Genomic DNA, 25092 nt, shown 5'->3' on the forward strand with positions numbered 1-25092 from the left:
TTTGTTTATTGTCAGCAGTTTGTGTTTTTCATAATGTGAAAAATAATTTCAAAAAGGCCAGAAGATGCAGGATGATGTCAAAAGGGGCCGCGGACGCCCCAAGGCGTGGGATGACAAGGCACCCCAGAATACGATCAAGTCACTGGACCGCGCGCTAGAGGTTCTGGTGGCGCTAGGCGACATGCAGGGTGGCACCTTGTCAGAGGTTGCCAGCGCGCTGGATCAATCGCCTGCTACGGTTTACCGGGTGCTGACCACGTTTCAGGGGCGGGGGTTCGTGGATTTTGATGCGCAAAATCAGGTCTGGAACATCGGTGCTGCGGCGTTTCTGACCGGGTCGCAGTTTTTGCGCCGCACGTCGCTGGTGGAACGGGCCCGGCCCATCATGCGTGATCTGATGGACGCAACCGGCGAAACCGCCAACCTTGGCATTGAACGGGACGGGCAAGTGCTGTTTCTGGGGCAGGTAGAAACCCATGCGACCATCCGCGCGTTCTTTCCCCCTGGCACGGTGTCGGCGATGCACGCATCGGGCATTGGCAAGGCGCTGCTTTGCCGGATGGATGATGCGCGACAGCGGCGTGTTCTGGCGCAGGGCAAGCTGGAACAATTCACCCCGCATACGCTGACCGACCCTGATGCGATGATCGCGGATCTGCACGCGGCGCGCGCCCGTGGCTATGCGATTGACGCTGAGGAACGTAACATAGGGATGCGCTGCATCGCCGCCCCAGTCTATAACGTCTTCGGAGAGGCGGTAGCGGGTATTTCCGTTTCTGGCCCCACAACGCGCATCACGACTGACAAGATTGCGGTGCTGGCCCAGCCAGTCATGGATGCCGCAGCGCGTTTGACCGTGGCGATTGGCGGGAACAACCGGCCCGCTGGTTAGATGCTGGCAATTGTCCCGCAGTCACCCCATATTCACCCAAACGCGGGCCGGTTTCTGGCGCCGCCAACAAAGGTGATCATGTGACTCAAGTGGCCCAGACAGATGCTTGGATTGAACGGTTTGCCGGTCTGTCCCGGCTTGAACCGGCGGTAAAGGATCTTTTGCTGGCGCGCAGCAGAATTTTGACCGTGCCTTCCGGCACAGTTGTGTTCGGGCCGGGGAAATCGCCTGAAAACATGTTGTTTCTGCTGGATGGCACCGTGCGCGTGCAGCAGGTGTCTGATACGGGACGTGAAATTGTCTTGTATCGGATCAATGCCGGCGAAAGCTGCGTTCTGACCACCGCCTGCCTGCTGGCATACGATGATTATTCAGCCGAAGGCATTGCCGAAACCGATGTGCAGGCGGCTGCTGTTCCGCGTGACGTCTTTGATGAACTGGTCGCGCAGTCGAAATCCTTTCGCAGTTTTGTTTTCGCCGCATTTTCCAAACGGATCACCGATCTGTTTCTGATGGTGGATGAAGTGGCGTTCCAGCGGGTCGACGTGCGGCTTGCCCAAAAGCTGATTGCACTTTCCGGTGGGGCTGACAGCATTGAAACAACGCATCAAAAACTATCCGTCGAACTGGGCACCGCCCGCGAGGTGATTTCGCGCCAGCTACAGGAATTTCAGCGGCGCGGGTGGATCGCGCAATCGCGCGGCACTGTGACATTGCTGGATCGCGCACAGCTCGAAAATTTAGCCGATAAAAATATCTAAGCCTTTTTTGCAGCTCGGTGACAATGTCACCGACACAGCGACCCCGCTTCTGTAGTCAGATTGCAGATTTAGTAAAAAGGAGTCAGTCAAATGGCTGTAAATGTTGGAAATGCCGATCGTCTGCTGCGGCTGGTCGCCGGCGTCGTTCTGATCGGGGCCCCGCTGATCGGGGGCATGGGCCTTTTTGGAATGACCTGGCTCAACTATGTTATGATCGTCGCTGGTATTGTGATGCTGGCAACATCGGCAATGCGGTTTTGCCCGCTCTACACAATTTTTGGCATTCGAACTTGTAAGGTGAAATGATGGAAACAGTCTTTACGCCCTGGCAATCACTGGGTGGGGGCGCGCTGATCGGCGTGGCCTCTGTGCTTTTGATGGCCAGTCTTGGCCGTATCATGGGGGCGACAGGCGTTCTGGCCGGTCTGCTTTATCCTGCGAACTGGTCGGACTGGTCATGGCGCGCTGCCGTGCTGGCCGGGATGGTCAGCGCCCCGCTGGTCATATCACTGTTGACCGGTCAGATGCCTGCCGTGCAGGTGCCTGTGTCCACACCGATGCTGGTCATCGGTGGGTTCATTGTAGGACTTGGCGTCACATACGGATCTGGCTGCACATCGGGGCACGGTGTCTGTGGGATGGCCCGGCTGTCACCGCGGTCAATCGCGGCCGTCATCACATTCATGATCACAACCGGCCTGACAGTCTATGTCGTCCGCCACGTGATAGGAGGATAACCCAATGCGTCTGATCGCAAGCTATATCATCGGATTGATTTTCGGGGTGGGAATTTCCATTTCCGGGATGGCGAACCCTGCCAAGGTGCTGAACTTTTTCGATGTCGCCGGCGCATGGGACCCCAGCCTGATCTTTGTGATGGGTGGCGCCGTTGTTGTGACATTCATCGGCTATCGGTTCGTGCTGAAACGGCCCGCGCCCATGCTGGAGCAAAAGTTCCAACTGCCCACACGCCGCGACCTTGATCTGCCGCTGATTGGTGGTTCGGCTGTCTTTGGCATCGGCTGGGGGATTGCCGGGTTCTGTCCCGGTGGCGCGCTGCCCGCCCTAGGCACTGGAAAATCCGAGGTGTTTATCTTTGTAGCGGCCCTGCTGGCTGGCATCTTTGCAGTCAACATCATGAACCGCATGCGCCAGATGCGCAGTGCAACTGCCTGAATAACGACAGAACGAAGGAACCGAATATGACTTATCCTGTCAACATGAACCTTAAACCAGAGGTGTCCGCCCATTTTGATGCGGCGACGAATACCATCAGCTATATCGTGAAAGACCCTGACAGCAATCACTGCGCGATCATCGACAGCGTGATGGACATCGACTATGCCGCAGGCCGGATCACCTATGATCACGCCGATGCGCTGATCAAGGAAATTCAGGACCGTGGCCTGACCCTTGACTGGATCATCGAAACCCACGTCCATGCGGATCATCTGTCAGCCGCGCCTTACATTCAGGACAAACTAGGTGGCAAAATCGGTGTTGGATCAAAGATCATGGTCGTGCAGGACACATTCGGCAAAATCTTCAACGAAGGCACCGAATTCCAGCGTGACGGGTCACAGTTCGACAAGCTGTTCGAGGATGGTGACACCTACAAGATCGGCAATATGGATGCATTCGCTATCTATACGCCCGGCCACACGCCTGCCTGCATGGTGCATGTGATCGGTGATGCGACATTTGTCGGTGATACGCTGTTCATGCCTGACGGCGGGTCGGCCCGTGCCGATTTCCCCGGTGGGGATGCCGGGCAGCTTTATGATAGCATCCAGAAGGTGCTGGCCCTGCCCGATGACATGCGCCTGTTCATGTGCCATGACTACGGCCCGAACGGCCGCGACATCCAGTGGGAAACCACCGTTGGTGAAGAAAAGGCGCACAATATCCATGTGGGTGCCGGCAAGACGCGCGATGACTTTATCAAGTTCCGCACCGAACGCGATGCGCAGCTGGATATGCCCAAACTGATCATCCCATCGTTGCAAGTGAACATGCGTGCAGGTGAAATCCCGACGGATAAGGACGGCAACCCCATGCTCAAAGTCCCTGTCAACGGTCTGTAATCCGGAGAAGACGCAGATGGAAATCAAACAGCTCACATCAGCTGTGTCGGTCACGCCTCAGATCATGCCTGCCGATCTTCAGGCGGTGCATGACGCAGGGTTTCGGTCGCTCATCTGTAACCGGCCCGATGGCGAAGGTGCCGATCAGCCCGATTTCGCGGATGTTGCCGCTGCGGCCCGCGCATTGGGGATCATGGCGGTTTATCAGCCCATTGTGTCAGGCAGGATGAGCGAAAGCGATGCAACAGCCTTTGGCAAGTCCCTAGAGGAATTGCCGGGGCCGACGCTGGCTTACTGCCGCAGCGGAACAAGGTCAGCGACACTTTGGTCATTGGCCATGGCCCCGCGGATGCCCGCTGCCGAAATCGCCAAGACTGCCGCCGCGGCAGGATATGACGTGACCGGGGCGCTTGCGGCCTTTGGGCATTCGCAATGATCTTCACGAAAGGGCGAAGGCCGGCTTGTCCGGCCCTTTCCCAATGTTTTCCATGACCGCCACCCAACAGACTGCGGGGTGCGCGCGCCTCACCTTTTGATTGAAATCGAGCGTCCCCATGTCGGCACAATTGACCCGCTACCTGCCCATTCTTGACTGGGGCCGGACCTATAACCGCAAAGCCTTTGGCAACGATATGATCGCGGCTGTGATCGTAACGATCATGCTGATCCCGCAGTCGCTGGCCTATGCTTTGCTGGCGGGGCTGCCGCCCGAGGCGGGGCTTTATGCATCCATCGCGCCGATCATTCTTTACGCAGTGTTTGGTACCAGCCGTGCGCTGGCCGTCGGGCCGGTTGCCGTTGTATCGTTGATGACGGCTGCGGCGCTGAGCAATATCGCGGAACTGGGCACCATGGGCTATGCCGTGGCGGCGTTGTCGCTGGCAGGGCTATCTGGGGTAATCTTGCTGGCGATGGGGCTGCTGCGGCTGGGGTTTGTTGCGAATTTCCTGTCGCACCCGGTGATTGCGGGTTTCATCACCGCATCGGGGATCATCATCGCCGCCAGTCAGTTGAAACATATTCTGGGGATTGAAGCTTCGGGTCACAACCTGCTTGATCTGGTTGTGTCAATGGTCAGCCATCTGGGGCAAATCCATTGGATGACAGCCATCATCGGGATCAGCGCGACAGCGTTTCTGTTCTGGGTGCGCAAAGGGCTGAAACCGTTGCTGCGCAAGATGGGTGTGGGCGCAGGGCTGGCTGATGTGATTACCAAGGCCGGCCCGGTTGCCGCTGTCGTTGCCACCACAGTCGCCGTTTGGGGGCTGAACCTGTCAGACGCCGGGGTCAAGATCGTGGGCGATGTCCCCCAAAGCCTGCCACCACTGACGATGCCATCGTTTTCGCCGGACCTGCTGCGCCAGCTTTTGCTGCCTGCCTTTCTGATTTCGATCATCGGGTTTGTGGAATCCATTTCGGTCGCGCAAACACTGGCTGCCAAGAAACGCCAGCGTATCGACCCCGATCAGGAACTGATCGGGCTGGGCGCGGCGAACGTGGGTGCGGCCTTTACCGGTGGTTTTCCGGTCACGGGCGGTTTTTCGCGGTCGGTCGTCAACTTTGACGCAGGGGCTGAAACGCCTGCGGCGGGCGCCTATACCGCCATCGGGCTGGCGATAGCCGCTGTCGCACTGACGCCGCTGATCTTTTTCCTGCCCAAGGCGACACTGGCCGCGACGATCATCGTTGCTGTCCTCAGCCTTGTGGATTTCAGCATTCTGAAACGAAGTTGGGTCTATTCCAAGGCTGATTTTTCCGCCGTTCTTGCGACGATCTTGCTAACGCTGGGCGTCGGGGTCGAGGCAGGGGTGTCTGCTGGGGTTGCCCTGTCGGTCTTGCTGCATCTTTACAAATCCTCGCGCCCGCATATCGCCGAAGTGGGCCTTGTCCCTGGCACCGAACATTTCCGCAACGTGCTGCGCCACAAAGTGGAAACCGACCCCAAGGTGCTGACGCTGCGTATGGACGAAAGCCTGTATTTCGCAAATGCCCGGTTTCTGGAAGATTACGTGCATGCCCGCGTGGCCAAGGATAAAAACATCCGACACGTGATCCTGCAATGTTCCGCGATCAACGAAATCGACCTGAGTGCGCTGGAATCGCTAGAGGCGATCAATACCCGGCTGGCCGAAATGGACGTGAAACTGCACATGTCAGAGGTGAAGGGCCCCGTCATGGACCGATTGAAAATGTCGCATTTTCTTGAAGAATTGACCGGCGAAGTGTTCCTGAGCCAGTTCGAAGCCGCCAGACACGTCAAAGACAGCCCCGCGACGGTCTGATGCCGCTGACAGGTATGGCTGTCTATGTTATTGACCGGGTATAATTCTGATCAATAAACTGGATGGGCCATGACTTTTGAACAGATCAGAACCTTTCTATGGGTGGCGCGACTGGGTGGGTTTCGCAAGGCCGCTGATCGGCTGCACCTGTCGCAACCTGCCGTATCCACAAGGATCGCCAACCTAGAGGACGAGCTGCGTGCGCCTTTGTTCGAACGTGGGCAGGGGGCGCTGGTGCTGACGCGGCAAGGGTCGCTGTTGCTGACCTATGCCGAACAAATGCTGTTCGTCGAAGAAGAAATCAAACAGCGCGTTGCCAATTCGTCGGAATCCGAAGGGCTGCTGCGGATCGGTGCATCGGAAACAATTGCGCAGTCGTGGCTGCCGCTTTTTCTGAAGGCGTTCAGCGAAAAATACCCGCGGGTCAATATGGACCTGACGGTTGATATCTCGTTGAATTTGCGGGCGGCACTGCTGGAACGGCGGATTGATCTGGTATTTCTGATGGGGCCGATTTCAGAATTTTCCGTGCAGAATGTGCTGCTGCCGTCCTTTTACCTGCACTGGTATCGTGCGGTGTCGAACCCGCAGACGGACCTGACGCAGATCCCTGTCATTTCTTATTCCAGCCAAACCCGGCCCTATCGCGAATTGATGTCGGAATTGTCACGGCTGCATGGGCCGCAGGTGCGGGTCTTTGCCTCTGCCTCGCTGTCGGCCAGCCTTAAGATGATCGCTGAAGGTATCGCCGTTGGCCCATATCCACGGGCTTTGGCATTGCCACTGTTGAACGCGGGGCGGATCGTTGAATTTGATGCGGGCATCTATCCGCAACCGCTGCGGTTTACCGCCTCTTATGTCGCAGAGCCGCGCAGTTTTCTGGTTGAAGATTCCGCGCAAATCGCGTCCGATGTGGCAAGGGAATGGGATAGGATTGATCGGGAATATTCAAAAAATTGATCACACCTGATCTAAAATGATAATTTGCCTGAATGCTTGATCCTGTGAAAGACTTTTCCCGACAAGGAAAGGCACGAAATGGTCAAAGCCAACTATACGCATCGTGATCTTGTTGGGCAGTCTGCACCAGATGTGCGTGCGGCCATTCGAGCAGGGGAATATGCCGGGCAAACCTCTGGTTTGGCGGCGGGCAAGTTGCAGTGCAATCTGGCAATTCTGCCTGAACGCTATGCGCTGGATTTTCTGCGGTTTTGCCTGCGCAACCCCAAGCCCTGCCCGATTGTCGGGGCCAGCGACACCGGCAATCCGTTTTTGCCGACGCTGGGCCATGACATTGATATTCGCCATGATGTGCCGCGCTATCGTGTGTTCCGCGATGGTGTGCTGGCCGAAGAAACGACCGATATTACAGACCTCTGGGCCGATGATCTGGTCACGGTTGCGCTGGGCTGTTCGTTTACCTTTGAAAATGCGCTGATGCGCGCGGACATCCCGGTGCGGCATATCGAAATGGGGCGCAATGTGCCGATGTATCGGTCCAATATTCCGCTGGTGCCTGCCGGGCCGTTTGCGGGGGAAATGGTTGTGACCATGCGCCCGATCCCTGCGGAACAGGTTGACGCCGCGCATCAGATCAGCGCACGCTTTCCGCAAGCGCACGGCGCGCCGATTGCGACAGGCGACCCTGTAAACATTGGAATAAACGATCTGGCGCACCCCGAATGGGGCGAGCCGGTTGAAATTCGCACCGGCGAAGTGCCGGTTTACTGGGCCTGCGGCGTGACTCCGCAAAACGTGCTGCTGGATGCCCGGCTGCCGATTTGCATCACCCATGCGCCTGGTCACATGCTGATCGCGGATGTGGCCGAAGACGCGGAAACCACCGTTCTGAATACCCAATAACAGACACCAACAAGGAGACATACAATGCGTATCACACTCGCGGCCCTTGCGGCAACAACAGCACTGGTTTTACCAGCGCATGCTGAAAACTTTTCGGTTGTCGGCAGTTGGTCAAGCCTGCCGCTGCATGGCGCCTATGAAGCACCGTTCTGGAGCGAAATCCTGCCCGCTGCATCCGATGGCACGATCACCGTTGAACTGACCACGCATAACCAGATGGGGCTGGGTCTGGGCGATATCTATCCGCTGTTGGGGCAGGGTGTTTATGATGTGGCCATGACCGTGGCCGATTACGCCGTTGCCGACGCACCCGAACTGGAAGGGTTGGATGTGCCGCTGGTCGCGCTGACCGCAGATGAGGCCCGCGCCATGGTCGAAGCCGCCCGCCCGATGGTCGATGACATCTATCGCGACCGTTTCAATTCCAAGGTGCTGGCGATCGCGCCCTATCCACCACAGATCGTTTTTTGCAACAAGCCGATTACCGGCCTTGACGACATGCAGGGCCTGAAGGTCCGCGCCTCTGGCCGGATGACGGCCAAATTGCTAGAGGCGCTGGGTGCCGAGGGTGTCAACGTGTCATTCGCCGAGGTGCCGGGTGCGCTTCAGAACGGCGTTGTTGATTGTGCTGTCACGGGGGCCGGATCGGGTTATTCTGCTGGCTGGTGGGAAGTCTCCACACATCTGCTGCCGCTACCGCTGGGTGGCTGGGATTCAGTTGTCACGGCGATGAACATGGACAAATGGAACAGTCTGGATGCGGCAACGCAAACGCTGCTTCAGGAACAGATCGTCACCGGTTTTGAAGACCCTGCCTGGGCCAGCGCGCAGGATTCGCTGGTCAATGACATCGCCTGCCTGACTGGTATCGGTGAATGCCCATCGGGCGAGGCGCGGTCGATGGTGCTGGTTGAAGCATCCGAAGCCGATTTCGCCAAGGCGCGTGAAATTCTGACCACCGAAGTGTTGCCTGAATGGGCCCAACGCGCTGGTGGCGACTGGGCCGTGCGTTGGAACGATAGCGTGGGTCAGGTTGTGGGTGTGACCATCAACTAAACCGTAAAAAGGGGGACGTGCCGATATGGAACGAAAGCTGATCGCGACTTTACGCCGGATCAACAAAGGGGTGGCCTTGATGGTCGGCCTGGGGTTGCTGGCGTGTGCGGGTTTTGTCCTGCTTGATATCGTGATGCGCCAGATCGGCACGTCCCTTGGCGGAACCGAGGAAATTGCGGGTTATGCCATGGCGCTCGCGACGTCGTGGGGTATGGCCTATACCTTGTTGGAATTGGGCCATGTGCGCATTGATCTGCTGCGCAGCCGGGTGCAAACCTTTGGCCGGGCGTTGTTCGATGTCTTTGCGATGGTTGTCATGTCAGGCGTCATTGTGATGATTGCAGTCAAGGCGTGGCCGGTCGTCGAACGGTCAATCGTCAATAATTCACGTGCGAATACTCCGCTGGAAACACCGCTGGCATTGGTCCAGGTGCCATGGTTTGCGGGCTGGGTCTGGTTTGCCTTGGTGTCCTGCCTTGTGACATTGGCGGCGCTGAGCTTGCTGGTCAAAGGCCGCGCAAATGAAACTGAGGGCTTTGTCGGGGCCTTTGCTGAACAGGATACGCTGCAATGATCGGGTTTGTTTCTGTTGGGCTTTTGGGCCTTTTGGCACTGTCGATCCCGGTGGGGATCGTGCTTTTCCTGCTGGGGTTCGGGATTGATGCGTTCTTTTCCAACTTCCCTCTTAGCCGCGGTTTGGGAAATATGGTGTGGTCGTCGTCAAATTCAGCGACGCTGATTGCCATTCCGTTCTTTGTGCTGCTGGGCGAAATCCTTGTGCGCAGTGGTGTCGCCACGCGGACCTATGCCGCACTTGATCGTTGGGTGTCGTGGCTGCCGGGCGGGCTGGTCCATGCCAATGTGGCCACTGCGACAATGTTTTCCGCTACGTCCGGTTCATCGGTTGCAACGGCGGCGACCGTGGCGACGGTCGCTATGCCGCAGGCTGAAAAGCTGGGCTATGACCCACGGCTGTTTTCGGGGGCCATCGCAGCTGGTGGCACGCTGGGCATCATGATCCCGCCGTCGATCAACCTGATCGTTTACGGCTTCCTGACCCAATCCTCGATCCCGCAACTGTTTCTGGCAGGGCTGTTGCCCGGTCTGGGGCTTGCGCTGGCCTTTATGGTGATCACGGCTGTGTTGTGTATGATCTGGCCCAACCTTGGGGGGGTGCGCCGCACCTTTCCTTTCCCGCAAATGCTGCGGGCCTTGGTCGATCTGGTGCCAATCATCATACTGTTTGCGCTGATCGTCGGGTCGATCTATCGCGGTTGGGCCACCCCGACCGAGGCCGCCGCCGTCGGTGTTGCCGGTGCGCTGCTGATTGCCTTTGTGTTTGGTGGGGTGTCCTTTGCGATGCTGGGCGAAAGCATTCTTGGCACGGTCAAGATCACATCCATGATCATGCTGATCGTCATTGGTGCATCATTTCTGAACTTCACACTGGCCTCGGCCGGACTTGGGCGGGAACTGACCAACCTGATGACGGGCCTTGGCCTGACGCCGCTGAAAACCATCCTGGTTGTTGTGGTGTTGTATATCGTGCTGGGGTTTTTCATCGAAACCCTGTCGCTGATGGTGGTCACGATCCCGATTATAGTGCCACTTGTGGTGGCGCAGGGGTATGACGTGATCTGGTTCGGGATCCTGATGATCGTGCTGATTGAAATGGCGCTGATTACGCCGCCGGTTGGTCTGAACCTTTATGTTGTGCAAGGCGCGCGCAAATCCGGCAGCCTGTCAGAGGTGATGGCGGGTGCGATTCCGTATGTGGGAATGATGCTGCTGATGGTGGTTCTGCTGATCGCCTTCCCCAGTATCGCACTGTTCCTGCCGAACGCCCTGCAATAGCGCAAGTTTTCGAAAAGCTGCGCGCGGAAGGGGTTGACCTTCCGCTTGCTGGAACCCCTAGCGATCGTGATGAACATGTCAGGAGGGGTTCCATGAACAAGGCCATCGCGATTGCCGCAGTCGTCATTGCCGCTGGCATCGGGGGGTGGTTTGTTATCGACAGCGATACACCGACCGATACGCCCCTTGTTGGCGTCGTGGTGCCTGCTACTTTTTCAGACAGGGCGATGATCGGGCAGCGCGCCTATGACGCCAATTGTGCGCAATGCCACGGTGCCAATGCTGCGGGCCAGGATGGGGCGGCACCGCCGCTTGTGCATAAAATATATGAGCCCAGCCACCACGGCGACGAATCCTTTCAACGGGCGGTCGCGCAGGGGGTGCGGGGGCATCACTGGCCCTTTGGCGACATGGCCCCGGTTGCAGGTTTAAGCCGCGCCGATGTGGCGATGATCGTGGCCTATGTGCGCGAATTGCAGCGCGCCAACGGGATCAATTAGGGCAGGCCTAGCGCCCGCCCCAAATGTTCACGACTTAGCCCAGCACCGTCTTGATCGCCTTGGCGGTTGCGGCGACGACCTGATCAACCTCGGCTTCGGAAATGCAGAACGGCGGGGCAAACCCAATGATGTCGCCTTGCGGCATGGCCCGCGCGATCACACCTTGCACGGCCATCGCGGCCACAATCTGCGGTCCGATCTTTTGCGCCGGGTCATAGAGCGTGCGACATTCCTTGTCGGCGGCCAGTTCGACAGCGCAAAGCAACCCTGCACCGCGCACTTCGCCTACTTGAGGGTGGTCGCCGACTGCATCGCGCATTGCGGCGTTCAGATAGGCCCCGACGCGGCCCGCATTGGTGACCAGATCCAGATCGTCGATCAGTTTCAGGTTCGCCACACCGGCGGCGGCACAGATCGGGTGGGCGGAATAGGTCCAACCATGGCCGATGGGGCCGTTTTCGTCGGTGCCGCGTTCCAGCACCTTCCACATCTTGTCAGATACGATGGTGCCCGAAAGCGGCGCATAGGCCGATGTCAGCCCTTTCGCGATGGCGATCAGGTCGGGTTTCATCCCATAGTGATCGGACCCGAACATCGTGCCAAGGCGGCCAAAGCCGGTCACCACCTCATCCGCGATCAGCAGGATGTCGTGCTTGTCCAGAACCGCCTGAATGGCCGCCCAATAGCCCGCAGGCGGCGGCACGATCCCGCCGGTGCCCAGCACGGGTTCACCGATAAAGGCGGCGATGGTGTCGGCGCCTTCTCGCGCGATCATGTCTTCCAGTGATGCGACGCATTGCGCGGTGAATTCTTCCTCGGTCTGGTCAGTGTCGGCGCGGCGGAAATAATAGGGGCTATCGGTGTGCAAGATCTGCGACAGCGGCAGGTCGAACTTGTTGTGGAAAAACTCCAGCCCCGTCATTGATCCCGTCATCAACCCCGACCCGTGATAGCCCCGCCAGCGCGAAATGATCTTTTTCTTTTGTGGCCGGCCAAGGATGTTGTTGTAATACCAGACCAGTTTGATGTTGGTTTCATTGGCGTCTGATCCGGACATGCCGAAATACACCTTAGACATATGCGCCGGGGCGCGGTCCATGATCATTTTGGCCAGCGTGATTGACGCCTCTGTCCCATGCCCGACATAGGCGTGGTAATAGGCCAGTTTATGCGCCTGTTCGGCAATCGCATCGGCGATTTCGTGGCGTCCGTAACCCACGTTGACGCAATAAAGCCCGGCAAAGGCATCCAGGATCCTGTTGCCGTCACGGTCTTCGATATGCACGCCGGATGCGCCGGTGATCACCCGTGTGGGCGTTTCGCCGCGCGCATGCTGGGCAAGGTGGGTCGAGGCGTGAAAGAAATTTTCGCGGTCCCATTGGGCAAGTTGGTCGTTGGTCAGCATGGGTGGCGTCCTTTGTTGGGTGTGTGCGGCGGTTCAGCCGGTGATTTCGACGGCCAGCACGGCAAGGCAATCGCCTGCCTGTATCAGGCCGGGGTGATGGCGGGCGATGACGATGCCATCCATCTGCGCGCGTACCTTTTGCGGGGCGCGGCCAAGGTGGTGGGTGTCCCAGACGCAGGCCAGCACGTCGCCCTTGGCCACTGTATCGCCAAGGGTCACGCGAAAGGCGACCAACCCGCCGGTATCGGCAAAGTGAAAACAGCGGCCGTCGGGCTGGGTCAGCATCCGCGTGTGGCTATAGACCGGATCGGCATCCAGAATGCCCGCGTGGATCAGCAGGTTGCGAAGACCCTTTCGTGCGACTTCCAGCGTTGCGGGCCGCGCGGTGCCACCGCCGCCAAGTTCGGTGGTCACGAATGTCTTGCCTTGGGTTTCTGCGGCGTCGTCATACATGCCAAGGCTGTCGATCTCGCGCATCTCGATGCTGAAGGGCGCGTTAAAGGCATCGCGCGCGGCGCGGCAGCGATCCTCTTGCGCCTTGTCGTCCAGCACATGCGAGGCGGCAAAGGGCAGGAAATCAAGCGTTTTGCCGCCCGAATGGAAATCCAGCACGATATCGGCCATCGGCAGCAGGGTGCGGTAGAAATAATCGGCAATCCGTTGGGTCGGCGTGCCATCGGGTTGGCCTGGGAATGTCCGGTTCATGTTGACGCCGTCAATGGGCGACACGCGGTTGCCTGCGGCGAATGCGGGCTGGTTCATGAAGGGGATGATGATGACCGTGCCGGTGATCTCCTCGGCCCGCAGTTCATAGGCCAGTTCGGTCAGCGCAATCGGCCCTTCGTATTCGTCGCCGTGGTTGCCCCCGGTCAGCAAGGCGCGCGGTCCGGTGCCGTTCTTGATCACGCAGATGGGGACCATGATGGACCCCCACGCGCTGTCGTTGCGGCTGTAGGGCAGGCGCAAATGGCCATGCTGCACGCCTTCGGCGTTGAAATCGACAGTTGCGGTGATGGGATTATCGCGCATCGTTCAGCCCTTGACGCATAATTCGCGCGGCGTGGTGCACAGGCAATCAACGCCCGCTTCGGTGATCACGATGGGTTCGGTAATTTCCAAACCGCCGTCATCCAGCCAAAGCGCGGGCATGAAATGGAATGTCATCCCCGGTTCCAACACCGTTTTGTCACCCTTGCGGAACGACATGGTGCGTTCGCCCCAGTCGGGCGGATAGGACAGGCCGATGGCATAGCCGCAGCGGCTGTCCTTTTCGAACCCCAACCGGTTCAGCGTGGTGTTGAAGGCATTCGCGATATCTTCGCAGCGGTTGCCGGGGCGCGCCATTTGCAGACCTGCCTCGATGGCTTCCAGCACGGCCTTTTCCGCGTCCTGATATTTCTGGGGCGGATCACCCAGAAACAGGGTGCGCGATTGCGGGCATTGATAGCGGCGATAGGCCCCCGCAATTTCGAAAAAAGTCGTTTCACCCGTGCCCAGCGGCGTGTCATCCCATGTCAGATGTGGGGCCGTGGCATCAAGGCCCGATGGTGCGACCGGCACGATGGCGGGGTAGTCACCCCAATGCCCCTCGGCCCCCATGATCGAGGCATGTACGATATCGGCGATCAGCGCGTTTTTCGGCAGGCCCGGTTCGGCCTTTTCACGGATCACGGCGTGCATGTTTTCCACGATGCGGGCGGCGCGGCGCATATATTCAATCTCGGTGTCGGATTTGACGGCGCGTTGCCAGTTCACCAGCCCGGTGGCATCATTGATCTGCGCCTTCGGCAGGTTTTTCTGCAACGACAGCAGGGCGGATGCAGTGAAATAGTAGTTGTCGAATTCACAACCGATACTGGCTTTTTCCAGTCCGCGGTCGCGCATCAGTGCGGCCAGCGTTTCCATCGGATGTTTTGCCGGGTTTTGCACATAGGTGTCATCATAGCCGATGATGTTGGTTTGCAGCAGATAGGTGGTGCGTTCGGCACCCACCGCATCCATCGCGCGGCCCCACCAGACCGGTTCGCCCTCATGCGTCAGCAGCACGCCCTGATGCACATAAAACGACCAGCCGTCATAGCCGGTCAGCCACGCCATGTTCGACGGGTCGGTCACGAATATGGCATCAAGCCCGCGTTCCGCCATCGCGGCGCGGGTTTTCGTCAGCCGTGCATCATATTCGTCGCGGGTAAAGGGAAGATCTGGCATGGTGATGAGCCTTAACTGGAAACTTTCAGGATGATAGATTTTTCAGGCGGGAATTTTCTGCAAATTTGGCAAATTGAATGCAGGTTTTCATCGATATTTCGCATTTGGCGCGTTATTCAGCATCCATGGACCAGATCGATCGCAAATTGCTGCATCACGTGCAGCGTAATAACCAACTGACCAGCGCGGCCCTGTCGGACCTTGTCGGGCTGTCGCCCACATCCGTGCAACGCCGCCTGCAACGGCTGCGCGCCGACAAGGTGATCGAGGCGGATATCGCCGTGGTATCTCCCGCCGCCGTAGGTCGCCCGCTGACGATGCTGGTGGCGGTGGAACTGGCGCGCGAACGGTCCGACATTATCGACCGTTTCAAGAAATCCGTGCGCGCCCGCCCTGAAGTGATGAGCGCATATTACGTCACAGGCGAGACCGATTTCGTGCTGATCGTCACCGCCGAGGATATGACCGATTACGAAGCCTTCACACGCGATTTTCTGTATAACAATCCCGATATCAGGGGTTTCAAAACGACGGTGGTGATGGACCGTATCAAGGCCTCGTTCAACGTTCCGGTCTAGCTGCGCATCGCTAGACACAGGTGGGGCCGGGCGGTAAAGAGGCCTGCGCACATTTGGAAGGCAGGCAGTCACATGGACAGTACCGAACACCACGATACGATTGATCTGATCGGGCCTTCGGGCCATAGCCTGCGTGTGGCCGCCTGGACAGACGTGGCCCGCGACGATCAGTTCGACCGGATCGTAACCGATCTGGATGATGTGCTTGGCCTCGCGCTGGCGTCGAATTACGAATATCCGTCGCGCTATTCGATCTGGAATTTCGGGTTCACCAACCCTGTCCTGATGTTTCAGGCGACTGATCGCAGCTTTACGGTCAAGGCGCTGTCGGAACGGGGCAGGGGGCTGCTGGCATTCATGCATGACGTGCTGGCGGCCGTGCCGGACCTGAGCGTTGATGCACTGGATGGCATGGTGTTTGCTGGTGTGGTCGATCCGCTGCCCGCCGATGCCGATTTCGCCGAAGAGGACCGGACGCGCAAGCTGTCGATCTTTACCGTGGTGCGGGCCATGTGGCAGGCATTGCAGCACCCCGATCTGGGCGATTTCGGGCTATATGGTGCCTTTGGCTATGATCTGGTGCTGGATTTCGAAGATATCGCCAAAAAGATGATCCGCGCGGACGACCAACGCGATGTGGTTCTGTTCATTCCCGATCGCCTGTTCAAAAGCACCGTGGGCAGCGAGGTTGGTTTTGTCACCAATTACGAATTCACCTATGGCGAACATGCATCTGCCGATCACCCGCGCGTGCCCGTGCGAGCCCCGTTCAAACGCAATGACACCGGTTGGAAAGACATCCGTTGCGACCACGCGCCCGGCGAATACGAGGCTGTTGTCGAACGCGCGCGCGCTGAGTTTCTGGCCGGTAACCTGTTCGAGGCGGTGCCGGGGCAGTCCTTTACCACAGCCCTGCGCAGCACGCCCGCGACGGTCTTTCGCCGTCTGATGCAGACAAACCCGTCGCCCTTTGCCTTTCTGATGAACCTTGATCAAGAGGAGTTTCTGATCGGTGCATCGCCGGAAATGTATCTGCGCTCGACCGGGCGCACGATCGAAACCTGCCCGATTTCCGGCACCATCACCCGCGGGGCCGACCCGATGGAAGACGCCGAACAGGTGCTGAAACTGCTGTCCTCGGCCAAGGAAGAGGCAGAGTTGACGATGTGCACTGACGTGGATCGCAACGACAAGGCCCGTATCTGCGTGCCCGGTAGCATTACGGTCAAGGGCCGTCGCCAGATCGAGTTTTATTCCCGCGTGATCCACACCGTCGATCACGTGGTCGGTGAACTGGCCGATGGCTATGACGGGCTGGATGCGTTCATTTCGCACATGTGGGCGGTAACCGTAACGGGCGCGCCCAAAGCTTGGGCAATCAAGTTTCTGGAAGCCAACGAAAAATCGCCCCGCCGCTGGTATGCCGGTGCGCTGGGCGGGCTGACCGCCGACGGGTCGGTCAACACCGCGCTGAGCATTCGCATGGTGCAGGTGCGCGGCGGTATGGCCAGCGTGCGGGCCGGGGCCACGACGCTTTATTATTCCGATCCGGCGTCCGAGGAACGCGAAACGCGGCTTAAGGCGTCGGCGTTCCTGAGCGCGTTGATGGAAGAAGACGGCAGCGATAACGGCAAGGATTTTGCCGCCAAGCCCAAAGCAGGGCGTGCCAGCGAAGGTTACTTAGCGCGCGGGCTGAATATTTTGATGGTCGATCACGAAGACAGTTTCGTGAACATGCTGGCGAATTATATCAAGGCGTTCGAACCGAACCTGAAAACCTATCGCGCGCAAACCGCGCTGTCGAAACTGAACGCGGACATTGATCTGGTTGTGCTGTCACCGGGTCCGGGGCGGCCTGCGGATTTCAATACCAATGCTACGATCGAAAAGGCGGTCAGCCTTGGCATCCCGATTTTTGGGGTCTGTCTGGGATTGCAGGCGGTGGTTGAATATTTCGGCGGCACCTTGGGGATTTTGAATGAACCGCGCCACGGCGTGCCGGCGACCGTGACCCATGAAGACACCGGCGTCTTTGCGGGGCTGCCACAGGATTTCAGCGTGGCGCGGTATCATTCACTTTATGCGCAGGATGATGCGGTGCCAGATTGCCTGACCGTGACGGCGCGGTCTGCTGACGGCGTGGTGATGGGGATTTCACACCGCGACCTGCCGATCCAGACGGTGCAGTTTCACCCTGAATCCATCATTACCAGCAAAAATGACATGGGCATGCGGCTGATCCGCAACATGCTGGAACAGGTGCCCGCGCGCTAGGATCACTCTGCCGGGGCAAACCCCATGATCATGTGCCGCAGCCCGATGGCCGCGCCCGCAAAGATGGCCGCAAATGTCACGGGCGCGCTGAACGCAAGGATCGAAAAGGCCGACAGCCCCTGACCGATGCTGCACCCCAGCGCGATCACCGCACCGACCCCCATCATGCCCGCGCCAAAGATCTGGCGGCGCAGTTCGCGCGGGTCTTCGCAGGCTTCCCAACGGAAATGCCCCTTGATCAGGCTGCCGATAAAGGCCCCCAACCAGACGCCCGCGACAGACCCAATGCCGAATGATAGGCTGCGTGCGCTGGATGTCATGCCATAGAGCATCGCTTCGCCCAAGGGGGCAGAAAATGTGTGGTTAACGATGGGAAGATGCGCAAATCCGGCTGCCTGAACGTATTGCATGCCAGCCCAGCCAGACACAACAGCCAGTCCAGCGACAACGGCCCAAAACACGGCGCGTTTGTCCTTGATGAAAGCTGCGTTGGCAAGGGCTGTCAGTGCGATCGCCAGACCGATCATTACGCCAACCAACGGGACCGCAACACCGGTGCTGTTCCCGATCATATGGGCGATACCGGCGGGGGCCACTGCCTGGGTGCTGCCACCAAAAATGGCCAGGCGCAACGGGGCGAAGGGGCCCGAAATGGTTGCATAGGCCGCCAAACCCATCACCACGACAATCACAAAAGACCGCAGGTCACCACCGCCCAGTCGCGCCAGTGCACCAAAACCGCAGTTGCCGGCAATAGCCATACCATATCCAAATATCAGCCCGCCGACTATACTGGCAGCAGGAGACCAGGCCGACGCCAGATAGAAGGATCGCGCAGGATCCAACAGCCCGCCCGCCATCAGGCCAAATGACCCGATAATCGCCGTGCCAATCGCAAGCGCCCACATGCGCAGGCGCAGATCATTATGCCCGTAAAGAAAATCCTCAATTGCACCAAGCGTGCAAAACCGCCCCAGCCGGGCCGCTAGCCCAAGCAACACCCCACCGGCCAACCCGATCGCTGCAGCAACGTTTTCATCCCCCCATGCGTCAAGCATCAATTTTCTCCCTTGGATTGCCCGGTTTGGCCGCGATCACATCAGCGCGCGGCGCAAAACAAATCATAAACCAGCCCGATGATGCGTTGGGAACGATCATCCGCCAAGCTGTAATATATGGTTTTGCCATCGCGTCGTGGTTTGACCAGACCTTCCGTGCGCAGGCGGCCCAATTGCTGGGATACCGCCGCTTGGCGTGCTGAAAGCAATTCTTCCAGTTCGGTGACCGATTTTTCCCCGGTCGCCAGATGGCAAAGGATCATCAACCTGCCTTCATGGCTGATTGCCTTGAGATAGTTGGTCGCGGTTGTCGCATTATCCATCATCTGGTCGAGCTGGTTTTCATCCAGACTGCTGTCAATTTTTGGAAACCCCATCAACCCTGATCCTGTCTGGTTGCCGTCACTGATGCTTGTTTACCCGTTTATAGGTTCGAATCAAATGGCGCGACCTACAAGTGCATTTCAGGATTCGCCGTTTACCTGAATATTTTCCTGCGCAAGCAACCGACCCAACAGACCCCAAAAGAAATCTTCGCCAGGATAGCCTTCGATGCGGCCGGATTCAACGCCATCAACAAGCAACACAAAGGTCGGTGTAAACATGATCTTGCGGCGCAGCGCAATTTCGTCGGGTATCGGTTGCTTGATATTAACGCGCAACAATGGTGCAGCCACACCTTCGCCGGACTTTGGGTAAATCGGGGCGATCTGTGCGTTCCAGCGGGCGCACCAGATGCAACCCGGTTCTTCGGCCATCAGCAAACGCACCTCGGCCGAGGCGGCGACAGGGGCCAGCGCGATGAAAATTGCAACCAGGGGCGCGAAAAAGATGGTCAGGTGCTTATACATTCAATATCCTTAATATGAATTACCGCTTTAATCAAGGAAACGTCGATGCTCGACATCTCTTATCTTGGCGCTGCTGTTGCGGGATTGTTATCATTTTTTACGCCATGTGTCCTGCCGATGGTGCCTTTTTACCTGTGCTACATGGCAGGAATGTCCATGGATGCGCTGCGCGAAGACACTGCGATTCCCAAAGCGGTGCAGCGTCAACTTGTTATTTCGGCGGTTTTTTTCGCGCTGGGCGTGACGACGATATTTGTTTTGCTGGGCATGGGGGCAACCGCAGCCGGCCAGATATTTGCGCAGTGGCGGGATGTTCTGCGCTACGGTGCAGCAGCCGTTCTGTTTGTCTTTGGCCTGCATTTTCTAGGGATCATGCGGATTGCGCTGTTCTATCGCGAGGCGCGGGTCGAAACGCATGTGGCACCCACGAGCATCGTTGGCGCATATGTTATGGGGCTGGCCTTCGGCTTTGGCTGGACGCCTTGCGTGGGTCCGGCGCTTGCCGCGATTTTGATGGTGGCCAGCGGGATGGGGGATATCTGGCGGGGCGGGCTGTTACTGTTTGTCTACGGCATCGCAATGACTGCACCTTTTGTCGTGGCCGCCCTGTTTGCGCGTCCGTTTCTGGGATGGTTGCAGCGCAATCGCCGGTATCTGGCGCATGTCGAAAAAATCATGGGCGTGATGCTGATCGTCTTTGCCATTCTGATTGCGACGAATGCCGTGAATTACATCGCGCAATGGATGATCGAAGTCATGCCTGCGTTTGGTAACTTGGGATAGGAAAACATGATAAGCTTTCGGAATTTTATGACAGGTCTGGCGCTGGTGTTTGCCATGCCGGTCTTTGCTGCCACGATGGGCGATGACGGCCTGCACAAGGCCGACTGGATGCGCGACACCTTCAAGGATCTGCGCGAAGATCTGGCAGAGGCGAACGCCGAAGGCAAACGCCTGATGATCATCATCGAACAGCGCGGCTGCATCTACTGCAAAAAGATGCACGAAGAGGTGTTTGTCGATCCGGCGATCCATGCGGCGCTGAACGCGGAATTCTTTGTCGTTCAGATCAATATGTTCGGCGATATCGAAGTTACCGATTTTGACGGCACGACCTTGTCTGAAAAAGACATGGTGCGACGCTGGAACGCGTTGTTCACGCCGACGATGATGTTCTTTCCGCAGAACGTCGCAGATGATGCGCGCGCAAATCAAGCCGCGGTGGCGGTTATGCCCGGTGCATTTGGTGTCTGGACAACGAAAAATCTCCTAAACTGGATTCGGGAAGAAGGGTATCTGGGCGAAGAACCATTTCAGAAATACCACGCACGCATCCTGCAAGAGCACGAAATAAATGAGTAAAATCTGTGCCAAACACTTAAACATTCATAAATTCGATTTTGTTGTTGCATAAATCGGGAACTGTGCGCTACCGTATACACAATTCTTTGTGATCCAGGGAGGGACCATGAAACGTATTCTAACTGCCGGGGCAGTTTCATTTCTATCGACCGTGGCTGCCACAGCAGAAGTGCTACCCGAAGACATCGTCTTCGGAGAGTATGGGGAAGTCGAGGTTTCACTGTCTGGAGTGGCCGGCGATCCTGTTTCTGGTGAAGCTCTTATGGTGGCGCGTGGGAAGGGCAATTGCCTTGCTTGCCACCAGGTGACCGCGCTTGAACAACACCCTTTTCATGGTGAGGTTGGTCCGTCACTGGATGGTGTTGCCGATCGCTGGTCAGAAGCTGAACTTCGTGGAATCGTGGTGAATGCTAAAATGACCTATGAAGGGACGGTTATGCCGGCTTTTTATAAGGTAAGCGGGTTTTATCGCCCTGGCGATGCCTACACCGGCAAAGCCGCCGTTATGCCCCTTTCCCCGCTGCTGACGGCGCAAGAAATCGAAGATATCGTCGCTTATCTGCTGACATTGTCAGATTGATAAGAGCGACTTAACTGATAGGAGAAATCATGAAACTGACGCGTAGACACACGCTGATGCTGGCAATGGGTTCCGCTGCTGCGGCAATGTTGCCCATGGCAAGTTTTGGCGCCACTGAAGATGCCATCGCAGCCTTTACCGGCGGCGCAGAGATTGGCGCTGGCGGCATCACGCTGACAGCCCCAGAAATCGCTGAAAACGGCAATACGGTGCCGATCGAAGTGAACGCACCCGGCGCAGCCGCCATTTTGGTGCTGGCCGCTGGCAACCCGACACCGGCTGTTGCGACGTTCAACTTTGGCCCTCTTGCTGCGACACAACACGCATCCACCCGCGTCCGTCTTGCCGGCACGCAGGACGTGATCGCGATTGCCCGTATGCCTGATGGCAGCTTTGTGCAGGCCAAACAGGAAGTAAAAGTCACAATTGGCGGCTGCGGCGGCTAACTTAGAGGATCGAAAGAAATGGCAGAGAATGTAACACCCCGCGTCCGCGTCCCGCGCGATGCGACTGCGGGCGAGGTGATCACGATCAAGACGCTGATCAGTCACCCCATGGAATCGGGTCAGCGCAAGGACGGAGACGGCAACGTCATCCCGCGTTCGATCATCAACCGCTTTACCTGCACGTTCAATGGCGAGGTCGTGATCGACGTGACGCTAGAGCCTGCAATTTCGACCAACCCGTATTTCGAATTTGAAGCGGTTGTGCCGGAATCGGGAACGTTCGCGTTCACCTGGTATGATGACGACGGCGACGTTTATACCGACACCAAAGAGATTGCGGTCAGCTAAAGGCCGCAACATTGCCGGGAGGGTCAATGTATATGAAGACGTTAATCAAGTCAGGTGTTGCAGTAATCGCCTTGTTGGCCGCAGGTCCGGTCGCTGCTGACGAAGATGCAGACCTGATCATCAATGATGAGATTGAGATCACAGTTCGTGCCGAAGCGCCCGCGCATGTAGATGGTCTGCGCACCATCTATTCGGGCTGGGTTTTCCGTGCAGATGAAACGCAAGCGCTTCAGATGGACGACTTTGAAAACCCCGCCATGCTGTTTGCCGATGAAGCGCGGGAAAAGTGGACACGTGTTGAAGGCAGTGCAGAAAAGTCTTGTGCTGACTGCCACGGAGAACCTGAATCTCTGGCTGACGCACGCGGCACATATCCCAAATGGAATGATCAGGCACAAGAAGTGCGGACACTTGCCATGCAGGTGAACGGCTGCCGGACGGAACAGATGGGTGCCGAAGCGTGGAAATACGATAGTGCAGAGCTTTTGAACATGGAAGCACTGCTGTCGTCGGTGGCACGTGGCAACCCTGTGAATGTCGCTATTGATGGGCCTGTTGCGGCGACCTTTGAGCTGGGTAAGGAAATCTATTATTCCCGGTTCGGCCAATTGGATCTGTCTTGTGCAAATTGCCACGAAGAAAACTATGGCAACAACATTCGTGCAGACCATCTGAGCCAAGGGCAGATCAACGGCTTTCCGACATATCGTTTGAAAAACGCACGGCTGAACGGGGCGCAGACGCGTTTCCGTGGGTGCATCCGCGATACACGCGCGGAAACCTATGCTGTCGGTTCGGAAGAGTTCATTGCGCTTGAACTTTATGTTGCATCACGTGGTAACGGCCTGTCCGTCGAAGGTCCGTCCGTTCGTAATTAAACACTGTGTTAGGCCCGTTGCCGATATCCGGCAGCGGGCTTTTGATTATCTTAAAACATTCAGTTTTTCGCATGTGATGACTGAAATATGGGGCAAGACCAATGATCTCTCGTCGTGATTTCCTGCAGGCCAGCATGGCTGCATCTGCCATTGTCGGGGCCTCTGGCTTTGGCAACTGGGGCCGTTTGGCCGCACAACAGGCCCTGAGCCAGGACCAACTGCTTGATTTTGACACCTTCGGGAACGTATCGCTGATCCATATCACTGACATTCACGCTCAGCTAAAGCCGGTTTGGTTCCGCGAACCGGAAATCAACCTTGGCGTTGGGTCCAACAAGGGGCATGTGCCGCACATCACGGGCGCGGATTTCCGCAGGCTGTATGGGATCGAGGATGGCAGCCCGTCGCATTATGCCCTGACTTATGATGATTTTGCAGCGCTTGGCCAAACCTATGGCAAGATGGGCGGGATCGACCGCTGCGCGACCGTGATCAACAACATCCGCGCCGCGCGCCCCGATGCGTTGCTGCTGGATGGCGGTGACACATGGCACGGGTCATACACCTGCTATCAGACCCAAGGGCAGGATGTGGTCAACGTCATGAACCTGCTGAAACCCGATGCGATGACCTTCCACTGGGAATTCACGCTGGGGTCTGACCGGGTCCGCGATATCGTGAATGATCTGCCGTTTGCGGCGCTTGGGCAGAACATCTTTGATTCTGAATGGGATGAACCCGCCGAGGATTTCGCGCCTTACAAGTTTTTTGAACGGGGTGGTGTGAATATCGCCGTGATCGGGCAGGCCTTTCCCTATATGCCCATCGCGAACCCCGGTTGGATGTTCCCGGAATATTCATTCGGTATCCGCGACCAGAACATGCAGGCCATGGTGGACGAAGTCCGCAGCAAGGGCGCCGAACTGGTGGTTTGCCTGTCGCATAACGGTTTCGACGTCGATAAAAAGATGGCCGAACGTGTCACCGGTATTGATGTGATCCTTGCCGGTCACACCCATGACGCGCTGCCCGAACCGGTGCTGGTGGGTGACACCATCATCATCGCATCGGGGTCGAACGGTAAATTCATCAGCCGCGTCGATCTGGATGTGCGTGATGGTCGCATGATGGGTTTCCGCCACAAGCTGATCCCGATCTTTTCCGACGTGATCACCCCCGATCAAGACGTCGCCGCCGCCATCGAGGCAGAGCGCGCCCCCTTTGCCGATGCCCTGACCGAGGTGATTGGCAAGACTGCGGATGACACCGTTTTATTCCGTCGCGGCAACTTTAACGGATCGTGGGATGATCTGATCTGCGAGGCGCTGATCGAACAACGCGAGGCTGATATTTCCATGTCGCCCGGTGTGCGCTGGGGGCCGTCGATCATGCCCGGTCAGGATATCACCCGCGAAGATATCTGGAATGTCACGTCGATGACTTATGGCAAGGCCTATCGCACAGAAATGACGGGTGAATTCATCCACACCATTCTGGAAGATGTGGCCGACAACCTGTTCAACCCTGACCCCTATTACCAACAGGGCGGGGACATGGTGCGCATCGGTGGCATGGGCTACCGGATCGACATTACCAAACCGATGGGGTCGCGCATCAGCGCGATGACGATTCTCAAGACGGGCGAGGCGATCGACCCGGCAAAGAACTATATGGTCGCCGGTTGGGCGAGCGTGAATGAAGGCACCGAAGGGCCGCAGGTCTGGGATGTTGTCGAGGACCATATCCGTGAAAAGGGCACAGTTTCTGTCGCGCCCAATACGTCCGTGCAGGTCGTTGGCGCGTAAAAAGAGG

At 57.7% G+C, this 25092-nt stretch carries 29 protein-coding genes; 23 read left to right on the forward strand and 6 right to left on the reverse strand.

Annotation, left to right across the window (positions count from 1 at the left end):
* The first annotated feature begins 64 nt into the window (after positions 1-64).
* The 14 genes from bhcR to IBX59_RS03625 all read left to right on the forward strand — a co-directional run bounded on the left by bhcR (position 65) and on the right by IBX59_RS03625 (position 11292).
* Positions 65-892 (forward strand): HTH-type transcriptional regulator BhcR, encoded by an 828-nt coding sequence (gene bhcR, locus IBX59_RS03560; RefSeq protein ID WP_296372476.1) that lies wholly within the window; start codon positions 65-67, stop codon positions 890-892.
* Positions 893-981: 89 nt separating this feature from the next.
* A complete protein-coding gene (locus IBX59_RS03565; RefSeq protein WP_296372565.1) occupies positions 982-1653 on the forward strand; it encodes a Crp/Fnr family transcriptional regulator in 672 nt (223 codons plus the stop codon).
* Between the two features lie 90 nt (positions 1654-1743).
* Positions 1744-1959 (forward strand): DUF2892 domain-containing protein, encoded by a 216-nt coding sequence (locus tag IBX59_RS03570; RefSeq protein ID WP_296372477.1) that lies wholly within the window; start codon positions 1744-1746, stop codon positions 1957-1959.
* The gene (locus IBX59_RS03575) at positions 1959-2390 is read left to right on the forward strand and encodes a YeeE/YedE family protein (protein WP_296372479.1); all 432 of its coding nucleotides are present in this window, start codon (positions 1959-1961) and stop codon (positions 2388-2390) included. The genes IBX59_RS03570 and IBX59_RS03575 overlap by 1 nt, the downstream gene beginning before the upstream one ends.
* Positions 2391-2394: 4 nt before the next feature.
* Positions 2395-2829, forward strand: coding sequence for a YeeE/YedE family protein (locus IBX59_RS03580; RefSeq protein WP_296372481.1), 435 nt, complete (start codon positions 2395-2397; stop codon positions 2827-2829).
* A gap of 26 nt (positions 2830-2855) precedes the next feature.
* Positions 2856-3737 carry an MBL fold metallo-hydrolase gene (locus tag IBX59_RS03585; RefSeq protein ID WP_296372482.1) on the forward strand — a complete coding sequence of 294 codons (882 nt, stop codon included), beginning with the start codon at positions 2856-2858 and terminating at the stop codon, positions 3735-3737.
* Positions 3738-3753: 16 nt separating this feature from the next.
* Complete coding sequence (locus tag IBX59_RS03590; RefSeq protein ID WP_296372484.1) at positions 3754-4173, forward strand: TIGR01244 family sulfur transferase; 420 nt, start codon at positions 3754-3756, stop codon at positions 4171-4173.
* A gap of 118 nt (positions 4174-4291) precedes the next feature.
* Positions 4292-6019, forward strand: a complete 1728-nt coding sequence (locus IBX59_RS03595) for a SulP family inorganic anion transporter (RefSeq protein WP_296372486.1) — start codon at positions 4292-4294, stop codon at positions 6017-6019.
* Positions 6020-6088: 69 nt separating this feature from the next.
* Positions 6089-6979, forward strand: a complete 891-nt coding sequence (locus tag IBX59_RS03600; protein WP_296372488.1) for a LysR family transcriptional regulator — start codon at positions 6089-6091, stop codon at positions 6977-6979.
* A gap of 78 nt (positions 6980-7057) precedes the next feature.
* Complete coding sequence (locus tag IBX59_RS03605) at positions 7058-7882, forward strand: putative hydro-lyase (RefSeq protein WP_296372490.1); 825 nt, start codon at positions 7058-7060, stop codon at positions 7880-7882.
* Positions 7883-7906: 24 nt separating this feature from the next.
* A complete protein-coding gene (locus tag IBX59_RS03610; protein ID WP_296372493.1) occupies positions 7907-8938 on the forward strand; it encodes a TRAP transporter substrate-binding protein in 1032 nt (343 codons plus the stop codon).
* A 25-nt stretch (positions 8939-8963) separates the two neighbouring features.
* Entirely contained in the window at positions 8964-9512 is a 549-nt protein-coding gene (locus IBX59_RS03615) for a TRAP transporter small permease subunit (RefSeq protein ID WP_296372494.1), read from the forward strand.
* Positions 9509-10792, forward strand: a complete 1284-nt coding sequence (locus IBX59_RS03620; protein ID WP_296372496.1) for a TRAP transporter large permease — start codon at positions 9509-9511, stop codon at positions 10790-10792. Before IBX59_RS03615 ends, IBX59_RS03620 begins: the two co-directional genes overlap by 4 nt.
* 92 nt (positions 10793-10884) lie before the next feature.
* Complete coding sequence (locus IBX59_RS03625; RefSeq protein WP_296372498.1) at positions 10885-11292, forward strand: cytochrome c; 408 nt, start codon at positions 10885-10887, stop codon at positions 11290-11292.
* Between the two features lie 34 nt (positions 11293-11326).
* On the opposite strand, the gene IBX59_RS03630 is transcribed toward IBX59_RS03625, so the two are convergent.
* Genes IBX59_RS03630 through doeA form a run of 3 tightly spaced genes read right to left on the reverse strand, consistent with a single transcriptional unit; the run spans position 11327 to position 14905 of the window.
* The gene (locus tag IBX59_RS03630) at positions 11327-12697 is read right to left on the reverse strand and encodes an aspartate aminotransferase family protein (RefSeq protein ID WP_296372500.1); all 1371 of its coding nucleotides are present in this window, start codon (positions 12695-12697) and stop codon (positions 11327-11329) included.
* A 33-nt stretch (positions 12698-12730) separates the two neighbouring features.
* Positions 12731-13726 carry a N(2)-acetyl-L-2,4-diaminobutanoate deacetylase DoeB gene (gene doeB / locus IBX59_RS03635; protein WP_296372503.1) on the reverse strand — a complete coding sequence of 332 codons (996 nt, stop codon included), beginning with the start codon at positions 13724-13726 and terminating at the stop codon, positions 12731-12733.
* Between the two features lie 3 nt (positions 13727-13729).
* The gene (doeA, locus tag IBX59_RS03640) at positions 13730-14905 is read right to left on the reverse strand and encodes an ectoine hydrolase DoeA (RefSeq protein ID WP_296372504.1); all 1176 of its coding nucleotides are present in this window, start codon (positions 14903-14905) and stop codon (positions 13730-13732) included.
* Positions 14906-14982: 77 nt separating this feature from the next.
* Here doeA and IBX59_RS03645 point away from each other — a divergent pair, with 77 nt between their 5' ends.
* Complete coding sequence (locus tag IBX59_RS03645; protein WP_296372507.1) at positions 14983-15483, forward strand: Lrp/AsnC family transcriptional regulator; 501 nt, start codon at positions 14983-14985, stop codon at positions 15481-15483.
* A 72-nt stretch (positions 15484-15555) separates the two neighbouring features.
* A complete protein-coding gene (locus tag IBX59_RS03650; protein ID WP_296372509.1) occupies positions 15556-17757 on the forward strand; it encodes an anthranilate synthase component I in 2202 nt (733 codons plus the stop codon).
* Between the two features lie 2 nt (positions 17758-17759).
* Here IBX59_RS03650 and IBX59_RS03655 read toward each other — a convergent pair whose 3' ends face one another.
* The 3 genes from IBX59_RS03655 to IBX59_RS03665 form a co-directional block, all read right to left on the reverse strand.
* On the reverse strand, positions 17760-18815 hold the full coding sequence (locus tag IBX59_RS03655) for a YeeE/YedE family protein (protein WP_296372511.1): 1056 nt from the start codon (positions 18813-18815) through the stop codon (positions 17760-17762).
* A gap of 41 nt (positions 18816-18856) precedes the next feature.
* On the reverse strand, positions 18857-19192 hold the full coding sequence (locus tag IBX59_RS03660; protein ID WP_296372513.1) for a helix-turn-helix transcriptional regulator: 336 nt from the start codon (positions 19190-19192) through the stop codon (positions 18857-18859).
* An 87-nt stretch (positions 19193-19279) separates the two neighbouring features.
* A complete protein-coding gene (locus IBX59_RS03665; protein ID WP_296372515.1) occupies positions 19280-19666 on the reverse strand; it encodes a hypothetical protein in 387 nt (128 codons plus the stop codon).
* Positions 19667-19711: 45 nt separating this feature from the next.
* On the opposite strand from IBX59_RS03665, the gene IBX59_RS03670 reads away from it, so the two are divergent.
* The 7 genes from IBX59_RS03670 (at position 19712) to soxB (ending at position 25085) form a co-directional block, all read left to right on the forward strand.
* Entirely contained in the window at positions 19712-20449 is a 738-nt protein-coding gene (locus tag IBX59_RS03670) for a cytochrome c biogenesis protein CcdA (RefSeq protein WP_296372516.1), read from the forward strand.
* A gap of 6 nt (positions 20450-20455) precedes the next feature.
* Positions 20456-21028: a thioredoxin family protein gene (locus tag IBX59_RS03675; protein WP_296372518.1), complete on the forward strand. Its 573-nt coding sequence runs from the start codon at positions 20456-20458 to the stop codon at positions 21026-21028.
* 106 nt (positions 21029-21134) lie between these two features.
* Positions 21135-21608: a sulfur oxidation c-type cytochrome SoxX gene (soxX, locus tag IBX59_RS03680; RefSeq protein WP_296372520.1), complete on the forward strand. Its 474-nt coding sequence runs from the start codon at positions 21135-21137 to the stop codon at positions 21606-21608.
* A 29-nt stretch (positions 21609-21637) separates the two neighbouring features.
* On the forward strand, positions 21638-22054 hold the full coding sequence (gene soxY / locus IBX59_RS03685) for a thiosulfate oxidation carrier protein SoxY (RefSeq protein ID WP_296372522.1): 417 nt from the start codon (positions 21638-21640) through the stop codon (positions 22052-22054).
* An 18-nt stretch (positions 22055-22072) separates the two neighbouring features.
* Positions 22073-22402 (forward strand): thiosulfate oxidation carrier complex protein SoxZ, encoded by a 330-nt coding sequence (gene soxZ / locus IBX59_RS03690; protein ID WP_296372524.1) that lies wholly within the window; start codon positions 22073-22075, stop codon positions 22400-22402.
* A gap of 32 nt (positions 22403-22434) precedes the next feature.
* Complete coding sequence (gene soxA, locus IBX59_RS03695; RefSeq protein WP_296372525.1) at positions 22435-23280, forward strand: sulfur oxidation c-type cytochrome SoxA; 846 nt, start codon at positions 22435-22437, stop codon at positions 23278-23280.
* A 101-nt stretch (positions 23281-23381) separates the two neighbouring features.
* Positions 23382-25085 carry a thiosulfohydrolase SoxB gene (soxB, locus tag IBX59_RS03700; RefSeq protein WP_296372527.1) on the forward strand — a complete coding sequence of 568 codons (1704 nt, stop codon included), beginning with the start codon at positions 23382-23384 and terminating at the stop codon, positions 25083-25085.
* The last annotated feature ends 7 nt before the right edge of the window (positions 25086-25092 follow it).

It is taken from the genome of Yoonia sp. (genome assembly GCF_014859355.1).
Lineage (GTDB): Bacteria > Pseudomonadota > Alphaproteobacteria > Rhodobacterales > Rhodobacteraceae > Yoonia.

Coding starts and splice junctions, on each gene's coding strand:
- bhcR (WP_296372476.1), top strand. CDS start 65: ATGCAGGATGATGTCAAAAGGGGCCGCGGACGCCCCAAGGCGTGGGAT.
- IBX59_RS03600 (WP_296372488.1), top strand. CDS start 6,089: ATGACTTTTGAACAGATCAGAACCTTTCTATGGGTGGCGCGACTGGGT.
- IBX59_RS03595 (WP_296372486.1), top strand. CDS start 4,292: ATGTCGGCACAATTGACCCGCTACCTGCCCATTCTTGACTGGGGCCGG.
- IBX59_RS03675 (WP_296372518.1), top strand. CDS start 20,456: ATGATAAGCTTTCGGAATTTTATGACAGGTCTGGCGCTGGTGTTTGCC.
- soxZ (WP_296372524.1), top strand. CDS start 22,073: ATGGCAGAGAATGTAACACCCCGCGTCCGCGTCCCGCGCGATGCGACT.
- IBX59_RS03670 (WP_296372516.1), top strand. CDS start 19,712: ATGCTCGACATCTCTTATCTTGGCGCTGCTGTTGCGGGATTGTTATCA.
- IBX59_RS03645 (WP_296372507.1), top strand. CDS start 14,983: ATGCAGGTTTTCATCGATATTTCGCATTTGGCGCGTTATTCAGCATCC.
- doeB (WP_296372503.1), bottom strand. CDS start 13,726: ATGCGCGATAATCCCATCACCGCAACTGTCGATTTCAACGCCGAAGGC.
- doeA (WP_296372504.1), bottom strand. CDS start 14,905: ATGCCAGATCTTCCCTTTACCCGCGACGAATATGATGCACGGCTGACG.
- IBX59_RS03575 (WP_296372479.1), top strand. CDS start 1,959: ATGGAAACAGTCTTTACGCCCTGGCAATCACTGGGTGGGGGCGCGCTG.
- IBX59_RS03660 (WP_296372513.1), bottom strand. CDS start 19,192: ATGGGGTTTCCAAAAATTGACAGCAGTCTGGATGAAAACCAGCTCGAC.
- IBX59_RS03585 (WP_296372482.1), top strand. CDS start 2,856: ATGACTTATCCTGTCAACATGAACCTTAAACCAGAGGTGTCCGCCCAT.
- IBX59_RS03610 (WP_296372493.1), top strand. CDS start 7,907: ATGCGTATCACACTCGCGGCCCTTGCGGCAACAACAGCACTGGTTTTA.
- IBX59_RS03655 (WP_296372511.1), bottom strand. CDS start 18,815: ATGCTTGACGCATGGGGGGATGAAAACGTTGCTGCAGCGATCGGGTTG.
- IBX59_RS03605 (WP_296372490.1), top strand. CDS start 7,058: ATGGTCAAAGCCAACTATACGCATCGTGATCTTGTTGGGCAGTCTGCA.
- soxY (WP_296372522.1), top strand. CDS start 21,638: ATGAAACTGACGCGTAGACACACGCTGATGCTGGCAATGGGTTCCGCT.
- IBX59_RS03665 (WP_296372515.1), bottom strand. CDS start 19,666: ATGTATAAGCACCTGACCATCTTTTTCGCGCCCCTGGTTGCAATTTTC.
- IBX59_RS03590 (WP_296372484.1), top strand. CDS start 3,754: ATGGAAATCAAACAGCTCACATCAGCTGTGTCGGTCACGCCTCAGATC.
- soxX (WP_296372520.1), top strand. CDS start 21,135: ATGAAACGTATTCTAACTGCCGGGGCAGTTTCATTTCTATCGACCGTG.
- IBX59_RS03620 (WP_296372496.1), top strand. CDS start 9,509: ATGATCGGGTTTGTTTCTGTTGGGCTTTTGGGCCTTTTGGCACTGTCG.
- IBX59_RS03570 (WP_296372477.1), top strand. CDS start 1,744: ATGGCTGTAAATGTTGGAAATGCCGATCGTCTGCTGCGGCTGGTCGCC.
- soxA (WP_296372525.1), top strand. CDS start 22,435: ATGAAGACGTTAATCAAGTCAGGTGTTGCAGTAATCGCCTTGTTGGCC.
- IBX59_RS03630 (WP_296372500.1), bottom strand. CDS start 12,697: ATGCTGACCAACGACCAACTTGCCCAATGGGACCGCGAAAATTTCTTT.
- IBX59_RS03625 (WP_296372498.1), top strand. CDS start 10,885: ATGAACAAGGCCATCGCGATTGCCGCAGTCGTCATTGCCGCTGGCATC.
- soxB (WP_296372527.1), top strand. CDS start 23,382: ATGATCTCTCGTCGTGATTTCCTGCAGGCCAGCATGGCTGCATCTGCC.
- IBX59_RS03615 (WP_296372494.1), top strand. CDS start 8,964: ATGGAACGAAAGCTGATCGCGACTTTACGCCGGATCAACAAAGGGGTG.
- IBX59_RS03580 (WP_296372481.1), top strand. CDS start 2,395: ATGCGTCTGATCGCAAGCTATATCATCGGATTGATTTTCGGGGTGGGA.
- IBX59_RS03650 (WP_296372509.1), top strand. CDS start 15,556: ATGGACAGTACCGAACACCACGATACGATTGATCTGATCGGGCCTTCG.